General features: G+C 72.1%; 14 protein-coding genes. All 14 read right to left on the bottom strand.

Annotated features, from left to right (window positions below):
• Positions 1–114 precede the first annotated feature (114 nt).
• The 14 genes from fdxA to nifE all read right to left on the bottom strand — a co-directional run bounded on the left by fdxA (position 115) and on the right by nifE (position 13,011).
• Positions 115–453, bottom strand: coding sequence for a ferredoxin (fdxA, locus tag CC117_RS17250; RefSeq protein ID WP_071085390.1), 339 nt, complete (start codon positions 451–453; stop codon positions 115–117).
• A gap of 188 nt (positions 454–641) precedes the next feature.
• Positions 642–1,673, bottom strand: a complete 1,032-nt coding sequence (locus CC117_RS17245; protein ID WP_071085388.1) for a 2-oxoacid:ferredoxin oxidoreductase subunit beta — start codon at positions 1,671–1,673, stop codon at positions 642–644.
• Positions 1,670–3,655: a 2-oxoacid:acceptor oxidoreductase subunit alpha gene (locus CC117_RS17240; RefSeq protein ID WP_071085386.1), complete on the bottom strand. Its 1,986-nt coding sequence runs from the start codon at positions 3,653–3,655 to the stop codon at positions 1,670–1,672. Before CC117_RS17240 ends, CC117_RS17245 begins: the two co-directional genes overlap by 4 nt.
• Positions 3,609–4,841 (bottom strand): cysteine desulfurase family protein, encoded by a 1,233-nt coding sequence (locus tag CC117_RS17235; RefSeq protein WP_071085384.1) that lies wholly within the window; start codon positions 4,839–4,841, stop codon positions 3,609–3,611. The genes CC117_RS17240 and CC117_RS17235 overlap by 47 nt, the downstream gene beginning before the upstream one ends.
• The gene (locus CC117_RS17230) at positions 4,838–5,752 is read right to left on the bottom strand and encodes a HesA/MoeB/ThiF family protein (RefSeq protein WP_241830190.1); all 915 of its coding nucleotides are present in this window, start codon (positions 5,750–5,752) and stop codon (positions 4,838–4,840) included. The genes CC117_RS17235 and CC117_RS17230 overlap by 4 nt, the downstream gene beginning before the upstream one ends.
• 68 nt (positions 5,753–5,820) lie before the next feature.
• The gene (locus CC117_RS17225; RefSeq protein ID WP_071085382.1) at positions 5,821–6,441 is read right to left on the bottom strand and encodes an iron-sulfur cluster assembly accessory protein; all 621 of its coding nucleotides are present in this window, start codon (positions 6,439–6,441) and stop codon (positions 5,821–5,823) included.
• Entirely contained in the window at positions 6,438–8,261 is a 1,824-nt protein-coding gene (gene nifB, locus CC117_RS17220; protein ID WP_071085380.1) for a nitrogenase cofactor biosynthesis protein NifB, read from the bottom strand. The genes CC117_RS17225 and nifB overlap by 4 nt, the downstream gene beginning before the upstream one ends.
• Complete coding sequence (locus CC117_RS17215) at positions 8,258–8,641, bottom strand: nitrogen fixation protein NifZ (RefSeq protein ID WP_071085379.1); 384 nt, start codon at positions 8,639–8,641, stop codon at positions 8,258–8,260. Before CC117_RS17215 ends, nifB begins: the two co-directional genes overlap by 4 nt.
• Positions 8,641–9,018, bottom strand: a complete 378-nt coding sequence (gene nifW / locus CC117_RS17210; RefSeq protein ID WP_071085377.1) for a nitrogenase-stabilizing/protective protein NifW — start codon at positions 9,016–9,018, stop codon at positions 8,641–8,643. Before nifW ends, CC117_RS17215 begins: the two co-directional genes overlap by 1 nt.
• Complete coding sequence (locus CC117_RS17205; protein ID WP_071085376.1) at positions 9,015–9,272, bottom strand: CCE_0567 family metalloprotein; 258 nt, start codon at positions 9,270–9,272, stop codon at positions 9,015–9,017. The genes nifW and CC117_RS17205 overlap by 4 nt, the downstream gene beginning before the upstream one ends.
• Positions 9,262–9,729: a NifX-associated nitrogen fixation protein gene (locus CC117_RS17200; RefSeq protein WP_071085374.1), complete on the bottom strand. Its 468-nt coding sequence runs from the start codon at positions 9,727–9,729 to the stop codon at positions 9,262–9,264. Before CC117_RS17200 ends, CC117_RS17205 begins: the two co-directional genes overlap by 11 nt.
• On the bottom strand, positions 9,726–10,187 hold the full coding sequence (nifX, locus tag CC117_RS17195; RefSeq protein WP_071085372.1) for a nitrogen fixation protein NifX: 462 nt from the start codon (positions 10,185–10,187) through the stop codon (positions 9,726–9,728). The genes CC117_RS17200 and nifX overlap by 4 nt, the downstream gene beginning before the upstream one ends.
• On the bottom strand, positions 10,181–11,638 hold the full coding sequence (nifN, locus tag CC117_RS17190; protein ID WP_071085479.1) for a nitrogenase iron-molybdenum cofactor biosynthesis protein NifN: 1,458 nt from the start codon (positions 11,636–11,638) through the stop codon (positions 10,181–10,183). The genes nifX and nifN overlap by 7 nt, the downstream gene beginning before the upstream one ends.
• Complete coding sequence (nifE, locus tag CC117_RS17185; RefSeq protein WP_071085370.1) at positions 11,638–13,011, bottom strand: nitrogenase iron-molybdenum cofactor biosynthesis protein NifE; 1,374 nt, start codon at positions 13,009–13,011, stop codon at positions 11,638–11,640. The genes nifN and nifE overlap by 1 nt, the downstream gene beginning before the upstream one ends.
• Between the last annotated feature and the right edge of the window lie 173 nt (positions 13,012–13,184).

Genomic DNA, 13,184 nt, shown 5'->3' with positions numbered 1-13,184 from the left:
ACCGGCTGATCATCGGGTCTCCACGCGACTCGCGCGTGGCAACGATCAGCCGGTGGCGCTTTCGGCCCCGAAGAGCCGGTCGACTCGGCCGTCAGAACGGCTCGAGCGAGGTGCTCAGGAGGCCTCGTACTCCGCGACGAACGGGGTGTCGACGCCGACCTTGCCGACGGTCTTGGCGCCGCCGGGGTCGCCGAGCGGCTCGTCGCGGCCCGGCAGCACCTTCGAGAAGAACTCCTTCTCGCTCTTCACGAAGGACCGCTCGGCCTTGGGAACCTCGAGGTCGAGCATGATGGCGCCGATCGGGCAGGCCGAGGCGCAGGCGCCGCACTCGGTGCACTCGTTGGGGTTGATGTAGAGCTTCCGGCCGCCTTCGTAGATGGCGTCGACCGGGCACTCGTCGAGGCAGCCGGTGTCTTTGACGTCAATGCAGGGTGACGTGACGACGTAGGGCATCGGAGTTCTTCTTCCCGTCTAAGGTCCGGGTCCTGCGCGAGGGCCCGGGAGGATCTCGTTTGCCTGCGGTTCGTGCAATGCCCTGGCCCGGGTCGACAGCCCTGGCCTGACCGCTGGCCGCTCCGGCCGGCGCGACGGTGCACCGGCCGGAGCGCTGGTCAGCCTGGTCAGCCTTGCGCGGGTCCGGGTCAGGCCCGGGCCGGCACCGTCCAGGAGTCGTTACCGGAGAGCAGTTCCTGCAGGTCGCCGCGCCCACCCGCGCGGGCCGTGGCCAGGGTGTTCTGCCACTGCTTGTCGAAGCTCGGCCGCTCCACCGCGCGGTACACGCCGATCGGCGCGAGGTCGGGGTCGACGTCGGCGAGCCGGGCCAGCGCGTAGCCGTAGGTCGGGCTGGTCGAGCGCGGGTTGTGCACCACGACGCCCTTCTCCGTCGAGCGGCCGAACTTCAGGTCGCCGCTCTCGGCGTCGCGCAGCACCGCCCACTGGCTGTCGGCGCCGAACAGGATCGGCGCGCCCGCCTCCAGGCGGATCGGGCCGTCAGCCCCCGTGGGCACCGACGAGTCGGCCGCCGCGGCCTTCTCCCCGGCGCTGAAGGTCGGGCAGTTCTGCCGGATCTCCACCAGCGCGGAGCCGTCGTGGGCGGCGGCGGCGGCGAGGATCTCCATCATGTGCTTGCGGTCGGTGTCGACAGTGCGGGCGACGAAGCCCGCCTCGGCACCGAGCGCCAGCGCCAGCGGGTTGAACGAGTGGTCGAGCGAGCCGAACGGGCTGGACGGGGTGACCGTGCCGGGCTTGGTCGCCGGCGAGAACTGGCCCTTGGTCAGGCCGTAGATCTGGTTGTTGAACAGCAGGATCTTGAGGTTCACGTTGCGGCGCAGCGCGTGGATCAGGTGGTTGCCACCGATCGACAGCGCGTCACCGTCACCGGTCACCACCCAGACCGACAGGTCGGGGCGGTTGATCGACACACCGGTCGCGATGGACGGCGCCCGGCCGTGGATCGAGTGCATGCCGTAGGTGTCGAGGTAGTACGGCAGCCGGGAGGAGCAGCCGATACCGGAGATGACCACGAAGTTCTCGCGCGGGATGCCGAGGGTCGGCATCAGGTTGCGCATGTTGTTGAGGATCGCGTGGTCACCGCAGCCGGGGCACCAGCGTGCCTCACCGGCGGAGAAGTCCTTGGCGGTGAGYTGCTTGCCAGTTGCGTCGGGGCTGGTCACTTGTCTCCCTCCGATCCGAGCTCGCTGCGGCCGACTTCGCCGGAGCCGCCGATGGCCTTGATGTCTTCCGTGGTGAGCTCGGTGCCGACGCTGGTGCCGTCGACGAGCCGGGTGAACACCGCCGCCAGCTCGACCGCCCGGAAGGGCAGGCCGCGGGTCTGGGTGTAGCCGACGGGCTCGATCTGGCAGTGCATCCGCAGCAGGCCGCCGAGCTGCCCGAGGTTCATCTCCGGGACGAGCACGGTGTCGTAGGCGGCCAGGACCGACGCGAGGTTCGCCGGCAGCGGGTTGAGGTAGCGCAGGTGCGCCTGGGCGATGTCCAGCCCCTGGTCGCGGACGAGCCGGCAGGCCGCGCCGATCGGGCCGTAGGTGGAGCCCCAGCCGATGACGAGCAGCTTCGCGCCGGATCCGGGCGGCCCGCTCGGGTCGTCGACCTCCAGCAGCGGGACGTCGATGCCGTCCACCTTGTTCTGGCGGGTGCGGACCATCAGGTCGTGGTTGTCGGCGTCGTGCGAGATCTCGCCGCTGCCGTCGGCCTTCTCCAGACCACCGATGCGGTGCTCCAGACCGGGGGTGCCGGGGATGGCCAGCGGGCGGGCGAGGGTGCGCGGGTCACGCTTGTACGGGTGGAACGCGGGCTTGCCGTCCTTGCCGACGCCGTTGGGCTCGGTGGCGAACTCGATGCCCAGGTCAGGCAGCTCACTGACGTCCGGCACCTTCCACGGCTCGCTGCCGTTGGCGATGTAGGAGTCGGAGAGCAGGATGACCGGGGTCCGCCGCTCGAGGGCGATCTTCGCCGCCTCGAACGCGGCGGCGAAGCAGTCCGCCGGGCTCTGCGCCGCCAGCACCGGCAGCGGGGCCTCGCCGTGCCGCCCGTAGAGGGCCTGCAGCAGGTCGGACTGCTCGGTCTTCGTCGGCAGACCGGTGGACGGGCCACCGCGCTGCACGTTGACGATGACCAGCGGCAGCTCCAGCGAGATCGCCAGGCCGATCGCCTCGCCCTTGAGCGCCATGCCCGGGCCGGAGGTGACGGTGACGCCGAGCATGCCGGCGAACGAGCCGCCGATCGCCGCGCCGATCGCCGCGATCTCGTCCTCCGCCTGGTAGGAGCGGACGTCGTGCGAGATGAGCTTGCTCAGCTCGTGCAGGACGTCGGTGGCGGGGGTGATCGGGTACGCGCCGAGGAACAGCGGCATCCCGGCCTGGTGCGCGGCGGCGACGAGGCCGAACGCGATGGCCCGGTTGCCGCGCATGTGCCGGTAGTTGCCCGGGGGCAGCGCGGCGGGCTTCACCTCGTAGGAGACCGCGAAGGCCTCGGTGGTGTCGCCGTAGTCCACGCCCGCGCGCAGCGCCGCGAGGTTGCCGGCGAGGATCTCCGGCGGCTTCTTCGCGAAGCGCTTCTCCAGGTAGGCGATCGTGCTCTCGACCGGCTGGTTGAACATCCAGGAGACCAGGCCGAGCGCGAACATGTTCTTCGTGCGGGCGGCGTCCTTGCGCTTCAGGCCCAGGCCGTCGGTGGCGCCGACGGCGAGCCCGGTGAGGTCGACCGCGTGCACGATGTAGTTGCTCAGCGAGCCGTYGGTCAGCGGGTCGGAGTCGTAGCCGGCCTTCTCCAGCGAGCGCACGTTGAACGCGCCGGAGTCGACGAGCAGCACGCCGCCGGGCCGCAGGTCCTTCAGGGTGGCCTTCAGCGCCGCCGGGTTCATGGCGACGAGGACGTCGGGCTGGTCACCGGGGGTGGTGATGTCGTGGTCGGCGACGTGCAGCTGGTAGCTGGACACACCGCCGACGGTGCCTGCTGGCGCCCGGATCTCGGCGGGGAAGTCGGGCAGGGTCGCCACGTCGTTGCCGGCCTCGGCGGCCTGCGCACCGAAGCGGTCACCGGTGAGCTGCATGCCGTCGCCGGAGTCACCGGCGAACCGGATGACGACTCCCTTAAGCCGGCGTACCCGCGGGTCGGGCTGTTCGAGCTCGGTTGTCATCGCGAACCTCGTCTTGGATGGGGGTGCTCTGGGTAAGGGAGCGGACGCGCTGGACAGCGCGGGCCACCTGGTCCGCGGCGGTGCGGATCTCCTCGGGTGTCGTGGCGCGGCCCAGGCTGAAGCGCAGGCTCTCCCTGGCCTCGGCCGCGGTCCGGCCCATGGCCAGCAGGACGTGGGACGGAACATCCCCGCCGCCGCTGCAGGCCGAGCCGGCCGAAACCGCGACCTGCGGAAGGCATGCCTGGACGTCGTCGGCACCCGCGCCGACGAAGCGGAGGTTGACGGTGTTCGGCAGCCTGGCCCGCACCGGGCCGTTCAGTTCGACGGCGCCGCGGCCGAGCTGCCCGACGAGCAGCTCGGTCAGCTGCGCCACCAGCGTGCGCTGGCGCCTGCCGTCGTCCGTCATCGATGCGGCCGCGATGCGGGCGGCCGCGCCGAAGCCGGCGATCCCGGCGGTGTTGAGGGTGCCGGCCCGTCGGCCGCGTTCCTGCCCTCCCCCGTGCGCCCGCGGCGCGATGCGCGCCCAGGCGTCCCCCGACGCGACCAGCGCGCCGACGCCCTTGGGGCCGTACAGCTTGTGGGCGGACGCGACGGCCACATCGACGCCTGTCCGCTCGAGGCTGACCGGGATCCGCCCCAGGGCCTGGGTGACGTCGCTGAACAGCAGCGCGCCGGCGGAGTGCACGGGTTCGACCAGGGGCCGCAGGTCGTTCACGGCCCCGGTCTCGTTGTTGGCCGCCATCACCGCGACGAGCGCGACGTCGGGACCAAGCAGGCGGCGCAGGTCGTCGACGTCGATGGTGCCGTCGGGGTGGACGGCAATCCGCTCGGCACGGGTGCCGGGCCCGGCCGCGGCCGCCGCGGCGGCGTCGGCGGCGCCGAGCACCGCGGGGTGCTCGGTCGCGCCGACGAGCACACGGGGCCGGTCGGGCCCGGCGGCGGCGAGCGCCCCGCCGATCGCCAGGTTCGCGGCCTCGGTCGCTCCGGAGGTGAACACGACGTCGCGGGCACGCGCACCGGCGAGGGTGGCGACCTCCCGCCGGGCGCGCTCGACGATCCGGGTGACCTCCCGCCCCGGCCCGTGCTTGCTGGCCGGGTTGGCGAACTGGTCGGTGAACAGCGGAAGCATGACCTCGACCACGCGCGGGTCTACCGGGGTGGTCGCGTTGTGGTCGAGGTAGATCATGTGGGCTCCTCGGCGCCGGCGCCGGTGAGCTCGGCGCAGGTCGGGCAGGCGGGGTCGCGCCGCACCCGCAGCGACTGGAAGTCCATGTCCCAGAGGTCGTACTGCAGCAGCCGGCCGCTGGCCGGCTCGCCGAACCGAGCGATGATTTTGATCGCCTCGGTCGCGGCGAGGCAGCCGGCCAGGCCGGAGACGGCTCCGAGAACCGTGAACCCCAGGGGCTCCCAGGACGGGTCGCCCTCGGTGAACACGCAGCGCAGGCAGGGTGTCCCCGGCTCGACGACGAGCACATTGCCCTCGGTGGCGTTCATCGCGGCGATGACCGCCGGGGTCCGCGACGCCACGCAGAGGTCGTTGAGCCGGTAGCGGTCGGGGAAGTTGTGGCGGGCGTCCACCACGACGTCCGCCTCGCCAACGAGCTGGCCGAGCTCGGGGAGCTTGGCCAGCTCGCGGTCGAAGGTGACGATCTCGACGCCCGGGTGGTGCGCGCGCAGAGTCTGCTCCGCGCAGGCCACCCGGGAGCCGCCGATCCACTCGGGCCGCATGAGGGTCTGCCGGTTGAGGTCGGGCTCCTCCAGCGGGCCCGGATGGACCAGGACCAGCCGACCGACCCCGGCGGCGGCGAGGTAGGTCGCCGCCGCGCCGCCGACGCCACCGATCCCCGCCACCAGCACGGTCGCGCGGCGCAACCGCTCCTGGGCGGCCGGGCCGAAGCCCGGTATCCCGAGCTGGCGGTCGTAGCGGCCCGGCCGCGCCGCGGTGGCGGGCCGGCCGCCGGCGAGCTGGTCGCCGGCGGCGATCCGCTGCCGCGGCGGTGCCGTCTGGGCGCCGGTGCCGGGGGGTGGCGCCTGGCGGGCATCGACCTGTCCGGCCGGGGCGAACCCCGGCCGGACATCGCACGGGGTGACGATCATGCCGCTTTCCATGAAGGCTCCCTGTGCTGGCGTGGCGTGGTCGGTCGGGACGATCTGATCGCGGGAGGTCAGGAGACGAGGGCGACGCGCCCGATCTCCGGCAGGTTCTCCTTGATCCGCTTCTCGATCACCGCGGTGACGGTGGCCGAGGCGCTGGAGCACCCGTTGCAGGCACCGGTGAGGCGGATGTGCACCTCGGCGGTGCCGGGCTGGCCGTTGCCGGCGAGCACGGTGACGACCTGCACGTCGCCGCCGTCGCCCTGCAGGAACGGCCGGATCTCGGTGATGACGTCCTCGACCTGCGCGCGCAGCTGCGCGTCGGCCTCGGCCCGCTCGGGCTCGTCCGGCGTCCCGAAGCTGTTGCCGCAGCCGCAGGAGCTGGAGGCGTTCGGGTTGGTGAAGGTGAAGCCGGAGGAGGTCAGCGACTCCACGTAGTCGATCCGCAGACCGCGGAGGTGACCGATCATCGAGTTGTGGATGAAGACGTCGAAGCCGTCCTCGTTGATGACGATGTCGTCGTTCTCCGCGCTCGGCGTCAGTGCCAGGGCGTAGGTGAAGCCGGAGCACCCGCCCGGGTTCACGCCGACCCGCAGGCCGAAGCCGGCCGTCTCGGCGCTGCCGCCGATCAGGGAGCGCACCTGCTGGCGGGCCCGCTCGGTCAGTTCGATGGTGCTCGGAGCGAGGGTCATGACCGGGCTACCTCCAGGTCGGCGCCGTCGGTGTGGGCGCTGTCGGTGCGAGAGCTGTCGGTGCGGGAACCGCTGGCGTGGTCGGCACCATGGCCGGAGCAGCCACCGCCCCGGCCTCCCTTCCCGGCGCCAGCTCCGGAGCAGGAGCCGGCGCCGGGCCGGACGTGGACCGCGAACGCGAACGGGTCCTCGTCCATCAGGTCCGGGTCGAGCAGGTCGACGTCGACCAGCTCGCCACTGCGAACCTCAAGGTCCAGCTCAGCGGCGACGTCGGTCGGGGAAGTACCGGCGTCGCCGGAGCCGTCTGTGGGGGCGGCCGCGGCGCGCGCCGCCGTGATGCGGGCGCCGGCCGCGGCAACAGCCGTCTCGATCAGTTCGTAGACCTCGATCGGCTCGATGCCGGCGTCCTCCAGCGCGTCGTACGGGCCCGGGCCGATCTTGCTGCACAGGACGGCAGCGCAGTCGGAGAGCATCGCGATGGTCTTGTCGAGCACCGAGGCGCCGTCACCGCATTCGGACGGGCCCTCGCAGTAGCGCTGGACGTCACGGGTCTGGACGAGGCTGGCCCAGTTGCGCCCGGCCTCGTAGATCCAGAACTCGCTGGCGTGCCCGAAGTGCTGGTTCACCACACCGCTGCCCTTGGTGGCGACGGCGACCAGGACGGTGTCGTCCGGCTTCGGGCCGCTGTCGGTGATGCGCAGCGTCTCGCGCTCGGTACGGTTCTCCGCGCGCGACCGCTCGATCTCGGCGTGCACGGCCTGCCGGCCGGCGAGGTCGTAGGCGATCTCGCGGCCCTGGTAGGTCTCCGGGGTGAACTCGTCGCCGCGGTCCTCGCCCAGCATGCCGACCGCGTCGGCCCGGCACTGCCGGCAGTGCCGCATCATGTTCATGTCGGCGCCGTCGACACCCGCGCAACTGTCCTGCAGGGCCTTGAGCTCCTGGGCGGTGGGGCCGCGCTGGCCGGCCAGACCGAAGACGGTGCCGTGCTCCGGCGCCGAGACCAGCGGCATCACGTTGTGCAGGAAGGCGCCGAGCCCGCGGACGGTCTGCGAGACCTCGACGAGGTGCTCGTCGTTGACCCCGGGGATCAACACCGAGTTGACCTTGGCGAGGATCTTGCGCTCGGCGAGCATCGCGAGCCCCTCGAGCTGGCGCTCGGAGAGGATCTTCGACGCCTCCCGCCCGGTGTACTTCTTCCCCTTGTAGGCGACCCAGGGGTAGATCCGCTCGCCGACCTCGGGGTCGATCATGTTGATCGTGATCGTGACGTGGTCGACGTTCAGGTCGGCGATGCGGTCGACGTGGTCGGGCAGGGTGAGCCCGTTCGTCGACAGGCACAGCTTGATGTCCGGGCAGTCCCGCGCGACCAGTTCCAGGGTGCGGAAGGTCCGCTTCGGGTTGGCCAGCGGGTCGCCCGGGCCGGCGATGCCGAGCACGCTCATCTGCTTGATCTCGCTGGCGACCAGCTTGACCTTGGCGAGAGCGTCCTCGGGGGTCAGCAGGTCGCTGGTGACGCCGGGCCGGCTCTCGTTCGCGCAGTCGTACTTGCGGTTGCAGTAGTTGCACTGGATGTTGCAGCCGGGCGCCACCGCGACGTGCATCCGGGCGTAGAACTGGTGTGCCTCGGCGCTGTAACAGGGGTGGTTGGCGATCTTCTCGGCGATCTCCGGGTCGGTCGCCGGAGCGCTGCTGCCGCAGCTCGTCTTCGACGCGCAGCCGCCTCCCAGCGCCGCCGTGGCGGCGGACGTGGCGGACTGGCTGGGCACAGGCGCCGCCGGCGCGGTGGACAGCACCGGGAGCGCGACGGGCTCGCTGGTCACGACAGCCCCTCCTCCTCATCGGTGGTCCCGCTGGTCACGGCGGCGCTGCTGTCAGCCGCGGAACTCGTGGCGTGGACGGCTYCCCCGTGGCGGGGCTCACCGTCCCGGTCATGGACGTCGCCGCCGGACGCGGATCCGCGGGGATCCCGGGGCGCGGCCTCGAGCTCGCGCTCGAGGGCGCCGACGACCCTCCCGTTCTCGAACGCGACGGCGTAGACGACGTGCTCCTGCAGGTAGAGACCGACGTTGATGACCTCGCCGCGGGTCCCCGGCTCGACCAGGATCTGGCCGGTGGCGATGTCCGGGTCCGGGAAGGTCCCGTCCTGGCGCAGCGCCTTGGTGGTCGCGACAACATCTCCGACATCGAAGGCGGACCTCATCAGCTCTGCTCCTTCCCATCTGGTCCCGCGGCTGCGGAGTGCTCGATCGTGATCGCGGACATCGGGACGAAGGCCGTGGGCTCCGGCGCGCGGTCCTTGAGGACCTTGAACAGCCGGTGGTCCAGGGCCGTCGCCGTCGTGAAGGCCTCGTAGGCGCGGATGAGCGCCGCGCGGTAGTCGCGCAGCAGCTCCTCCGGCTCCGGCGACCCGGCCGCGTCGCCGTGCAGGGTGGCGATCTCGTCGGCGAAGTAGCGCAGGATGTGCAGCCGGTTCACGGCCACCACCCGCGGGTCGTAGTCGACCTCGAGCAGTTCGAAGTACTGCTCGGCGGTCGAGCAGCGGCGGAACTCGGCGAGCTGACTGGCTGACGTGGTCACTGCCCCGCCCCCTTCGTCGCGCCGTTCGTCGCGCCGTTCCCGGTGCTGGCGCGCAGTTCGCCTTCCAGCAGCGCGATCTCGGCGTAGGCGTCGTAGGTCCGGCGGGCGAGGTCGAGGATGTTCTCCCAGCCGAGCGGCAGCTCCTCGGAAAGGTCGTGCAGGTCGAGCTTCAGCTGGGACGCCTTGCTGTTCAGCTTGCGCAGCCGGGTCTGCACGGCGGCCGCGTCGGTTCCGGTGCTCGTCTCAGGAGTCATCGCGGGCGACCTCCTTCCACTGGTCGACGTGCTTGACGGCGGCGGTGACGAAGGCCTCGCCGCGGGCGCCGAGGTCCTCCAGGGTGTTGAACCCGAAGCGCTGGACGTCCCGCAGGACGTCGGAGAGCACCACGAGCCGGCCGGCGAAGATGACCACCCGCCCGAAGCCCTCGTGGTTGAGGTCGAGAACGGTCGTCGTGACGGCGCCGGTCGCCTTCTCGATCGAGGCGGCGACCGCCTGGTAGAAGGACCGCACCCGCCCCTCGACCAGCGCGTCGATGTCGCAGGCGATCGCGATCTGGCGCCGCTGCTCCCTGGTCAGGACGAACGGGCTGAGCAGGGCCTCGTCGGGGAGCCGGTCGAGGTTGCCGTAGGTGTCGCCGGCGCGGAGCTGGTCGACGAGGTCCCGCAGGAACCCCTCGGCCTTGCCGCCTGCCGCGTCTGCCGGTGCGGTCATGCCGTTCCTCCCATGGTCGTCGAGGTCGACGTGGCCGAATCCGACGGGGACGACCCGGAGGCGACCGGGGTCCAGACGGGAACTTCCTGCGGGTCGTGCGCCCGCAGGATCTTGCGCAGCCACGGTGGCGGGCTGCCGGCGAGCACGTCGACGAACTTGGTGAGCAGGCCGTCGATCGGGGTGCCCTTCGGGACCTTCATCGGGTGGATGCGGGCCTTGATGACCTTCGCCGCCGCGGTCCCGCCGATGTCGGAGACGTTGAGGATCGCGCAGTCGGTGACGGCCGCGAGCCGCGAGGCGATCTTGTCCTCCTCGTCGTCCTCCGCGGGCCCGAGCTCCCTGGTCTCGAACAGGCGGTAACCCGCGGGGCCGACCTCGTACACGTCGAACCGGCGGCACCAGCCGAAGTGCTGGTCGACGGCGGTGCCGTCGCCGGTCGCGAAGGCGATCTTCAACATGAGGGCTCCTGGCACAGAACGTCGAGCTCGTCGAACGGGTCGATCCGGTGCTGGCTGACGTCTCGGCGCTCAGCGTGGTGGTCCCGGTGCGGGTCCATCCGGTGGTCCGTGTCGTGGTGGTGGTCGAGCAGTCGGTTCGCGGCGTCCACGAGGAGCCGCAGGCTGCCGGCGTACCCGGCCGTCGTGCGCAGGGTGGCGCCCAGCCGGTCGTAGATCGGGAAACCGACGGGCAGGTGCGGGGCACCGATGCGGTCGGCGACGGCCCGCACGTGGCTGGACCCGATGAGCAGCTCCGCGCCGCCGTCCACGGCACGTTCCTCGAGGTCGATCAGATCGCCGATGACGATCTCGTCCCAGGGTGCCGTGGCCAGGACGGGGGCGTCCGTCGGGGAGACGGCCGCGACGATCTCGGCGCCCACGTCGTGCAGCAGCGAGCCGACAGCGACCAGGGCCTCCGGTTCCATCGCCAGCGCGATCCGGGCCCCACCGAGGCCGAAGTGGCTGTCGAGCAGCCCGTCGGCGAGCCGGGCGCGGGCCCGGCGCACCTCGTGGGTGGGCCCGCGCCCCGACCGGGCCATCAGCTCGGTGACCAGGGCATCCACCGCCCGCAGCCCGCTGAGGTGGTCGAAGTGCACGAGATCGGCGTCGGTGCGGGCAGCCAGGCCGACGCCGGCCTCGGCCGCGGTGGCCCCGACTGTGATCACCAGCCCGGCGCGGTCGAGGCGGCGCAGCGCGGCGAGGCCCGTGCCGCCGGTCGTCGTCGGCTGCCAGGACGGCGCGAGGTGCCCGTCGAGCGAGCCGGACAGATCCGGCACGAGCACCGGGGCCAGCCCGAACCCGCGGATCAGGGCGCAGAGCTCGTCGAGGTCAGCCGCCGTCAGCGACGGGCCGACGAGCACCGCGACCGTGTCCTCGCCGCTGCCGCTGCCGCTGCCGCGCCTGGCGTCGTCCGCGTCGGGCCCGTCGAACGGGACCGCGCTGACCAGCGCCCGCAGGGCCGCCGACCATCCGTCGGACAGACCGCCGATGAAGTCGGGGGTCGACACCCGCACGATCAGCGGTGCGCCCTCGGGGGTGGTGTGCTCCATCATCGCGATGTACTGGCGCATCTGGCCGGCGACGTCCTCGCCGCTGACCTCGGTGACCCCGGTGGTCAGCAGCCCGATGATCTCGGGGCGCTGCTTGGCGCGGATCGCGTCGAGGTGCACGACGAGCTCCTCGCCGCTACCCAGGACCGCGGTGACCTCGGTGATGCCGGTGGTCTGCAGCGGGATGGGCTCGTTGAAGTGCCGGGTCAGCAACGCCTTGGCGAACGAGGCGCAGCCCTTGGAGCCGTGCATCACCGGCATCGCGCCGGCCAGGCCGAGGAAGACGAGCGCGCCGCCGAGCGGCTGGCTGAACTTCAGCGGGTCCAGGCCGGCCCGCCGCGTGGTCGTGACGACCCGGGCCATCACGCCACCCCCGCCGCGTCCCAGGGCGCGGGCGCGCGGACCTGCTCCCACACCGGGTTGGTGATGGCCAGGTCGAGGCGCCGGGCCAGTTCCACCGCACCGCGGTAGCCCGCGTAGGGGATGTGGCGCTCCTGGTTGATGTCGAGGAAGGGCAGCCGGCCCTTCAGCGCCGTGTACTGGTTGCGGCCGCCGGCGACGAGGATGTCCGCGCGGGTCTCCTCGGCGATGCGCAGCAGCTCGCGTGGGCTGCCCTCAGTGACGATCTTCGCGTCCGGGCCGAGCAGCTCCTGGATCTTCTCGACGTCCCCGTCGGAGCTCTTGGTGATGCCGTTCGCGACGACCTCGACGCCCAGGTCCTGCAGCGCGGAGACGATCGACCAGCTCTTGACCCCGCCGGTGTAGAGGACGGCGCGCTTGCCGGCGAGCCGCTCCCGGTAGGGCTCCAGGGCCAGGTCGACGGCGGTCTGCTCCAGCTCGATGAGCTCCTCGGCACGCTCGGCGAGCTCGCCGCCGCCCAGCAGCCGGGCGAACTGGCGCAGGGTGTCGTTCATCGCCCGGACGCCGTAGAAGCTCCCCTCGAACCAGGGGATGCCGTACTGCTCCTCCAGCCCGCGGGCGAGCCCGAGCAGGGCCCGGGAGCAGACGACCATCGTCGCGCGGGCCCGGTGGGCGGCGGCGACGTCGGCGTACCGCGCGTCCCCGCTGATGCAGGCCCGGACCCGCAGGCCCAGCTTCGACAGCGTGGGCAGGACGTCCCACAGCTCGCCGGCGATGTTGTACTCACCGACAAGGTTGATGTCCAGGTCGGTCACGTCGGGCGGTTCGACCGTCCCGATGACGTGCTCGAGCAGGGCCTCCCCGGCGAGCTTGTTGCCGAGGTTCTTGTTGCCGACGAATCCCGGCGCGTGCACCGGGATGACCGGCACACCCGTGTGGGTGGCGGCCGCGGCGCACACCGCGTCGAGATCGTCGCCGATCATCGCGGTGACGCAGGTCGAGTAGACGAAGACGGCCGGCGGCCGGTGCCGTTCGACGGCCTCGATGATGGTGTCGAACAGGCGCTGCTCGCCGCCGAAGATGACGTCCTGCTCGCCGACGTCGCTGGTGAAACCGCGCCGGTAGAGGTCGGGTCCTGACGACAGGCTTCCCCGCCCGTCCCAGGAGTTTCCGGCGCAGGCGATCGGGCCGTGCACGACGTGGGCGCTGTCCACGATCGGGACCAGGGTGATCAACGCGCCGTCGAAGGTGCAGCCTCCGCTGGTACCGCCAGGCGTCGGCTTGGGGCAGCCGGCCTTGCGCTCCTTGGCGGACTTGTCGCGGTTGTGGTCACAGGCCGGTTCGGTGAAAAGCGTTGCGCGGTCAGTGGCGGCCATGGCGATCTCTCCGCTTGGGGAGGGGCGTTCCCTCGGTGAGCTGGGTGAGTGGCCGTTCGCCGGAGGTTGTGGCCGGCCGGCTGGGGCCCCGGCCCGGCAACGGGCGGGGCGTCGGCCGCACGCGACGCGGGGGGCGCGGTCCCAGCGCGCGGGCCGGGGCCCCGGCCGAGCGG

Source organism: Parafrankia colletiae, assembly GCF_001854655.1.
Taxonomy (GTDB): Bacteria; Actinomycetota; Actinomycetes; order Frankiales; family Frankiaceae; genus Parafrankia; species Parafrankia colletiae.
This window is presented reverse-complemented; position numbering and strand designations above follow the sequence as displayed.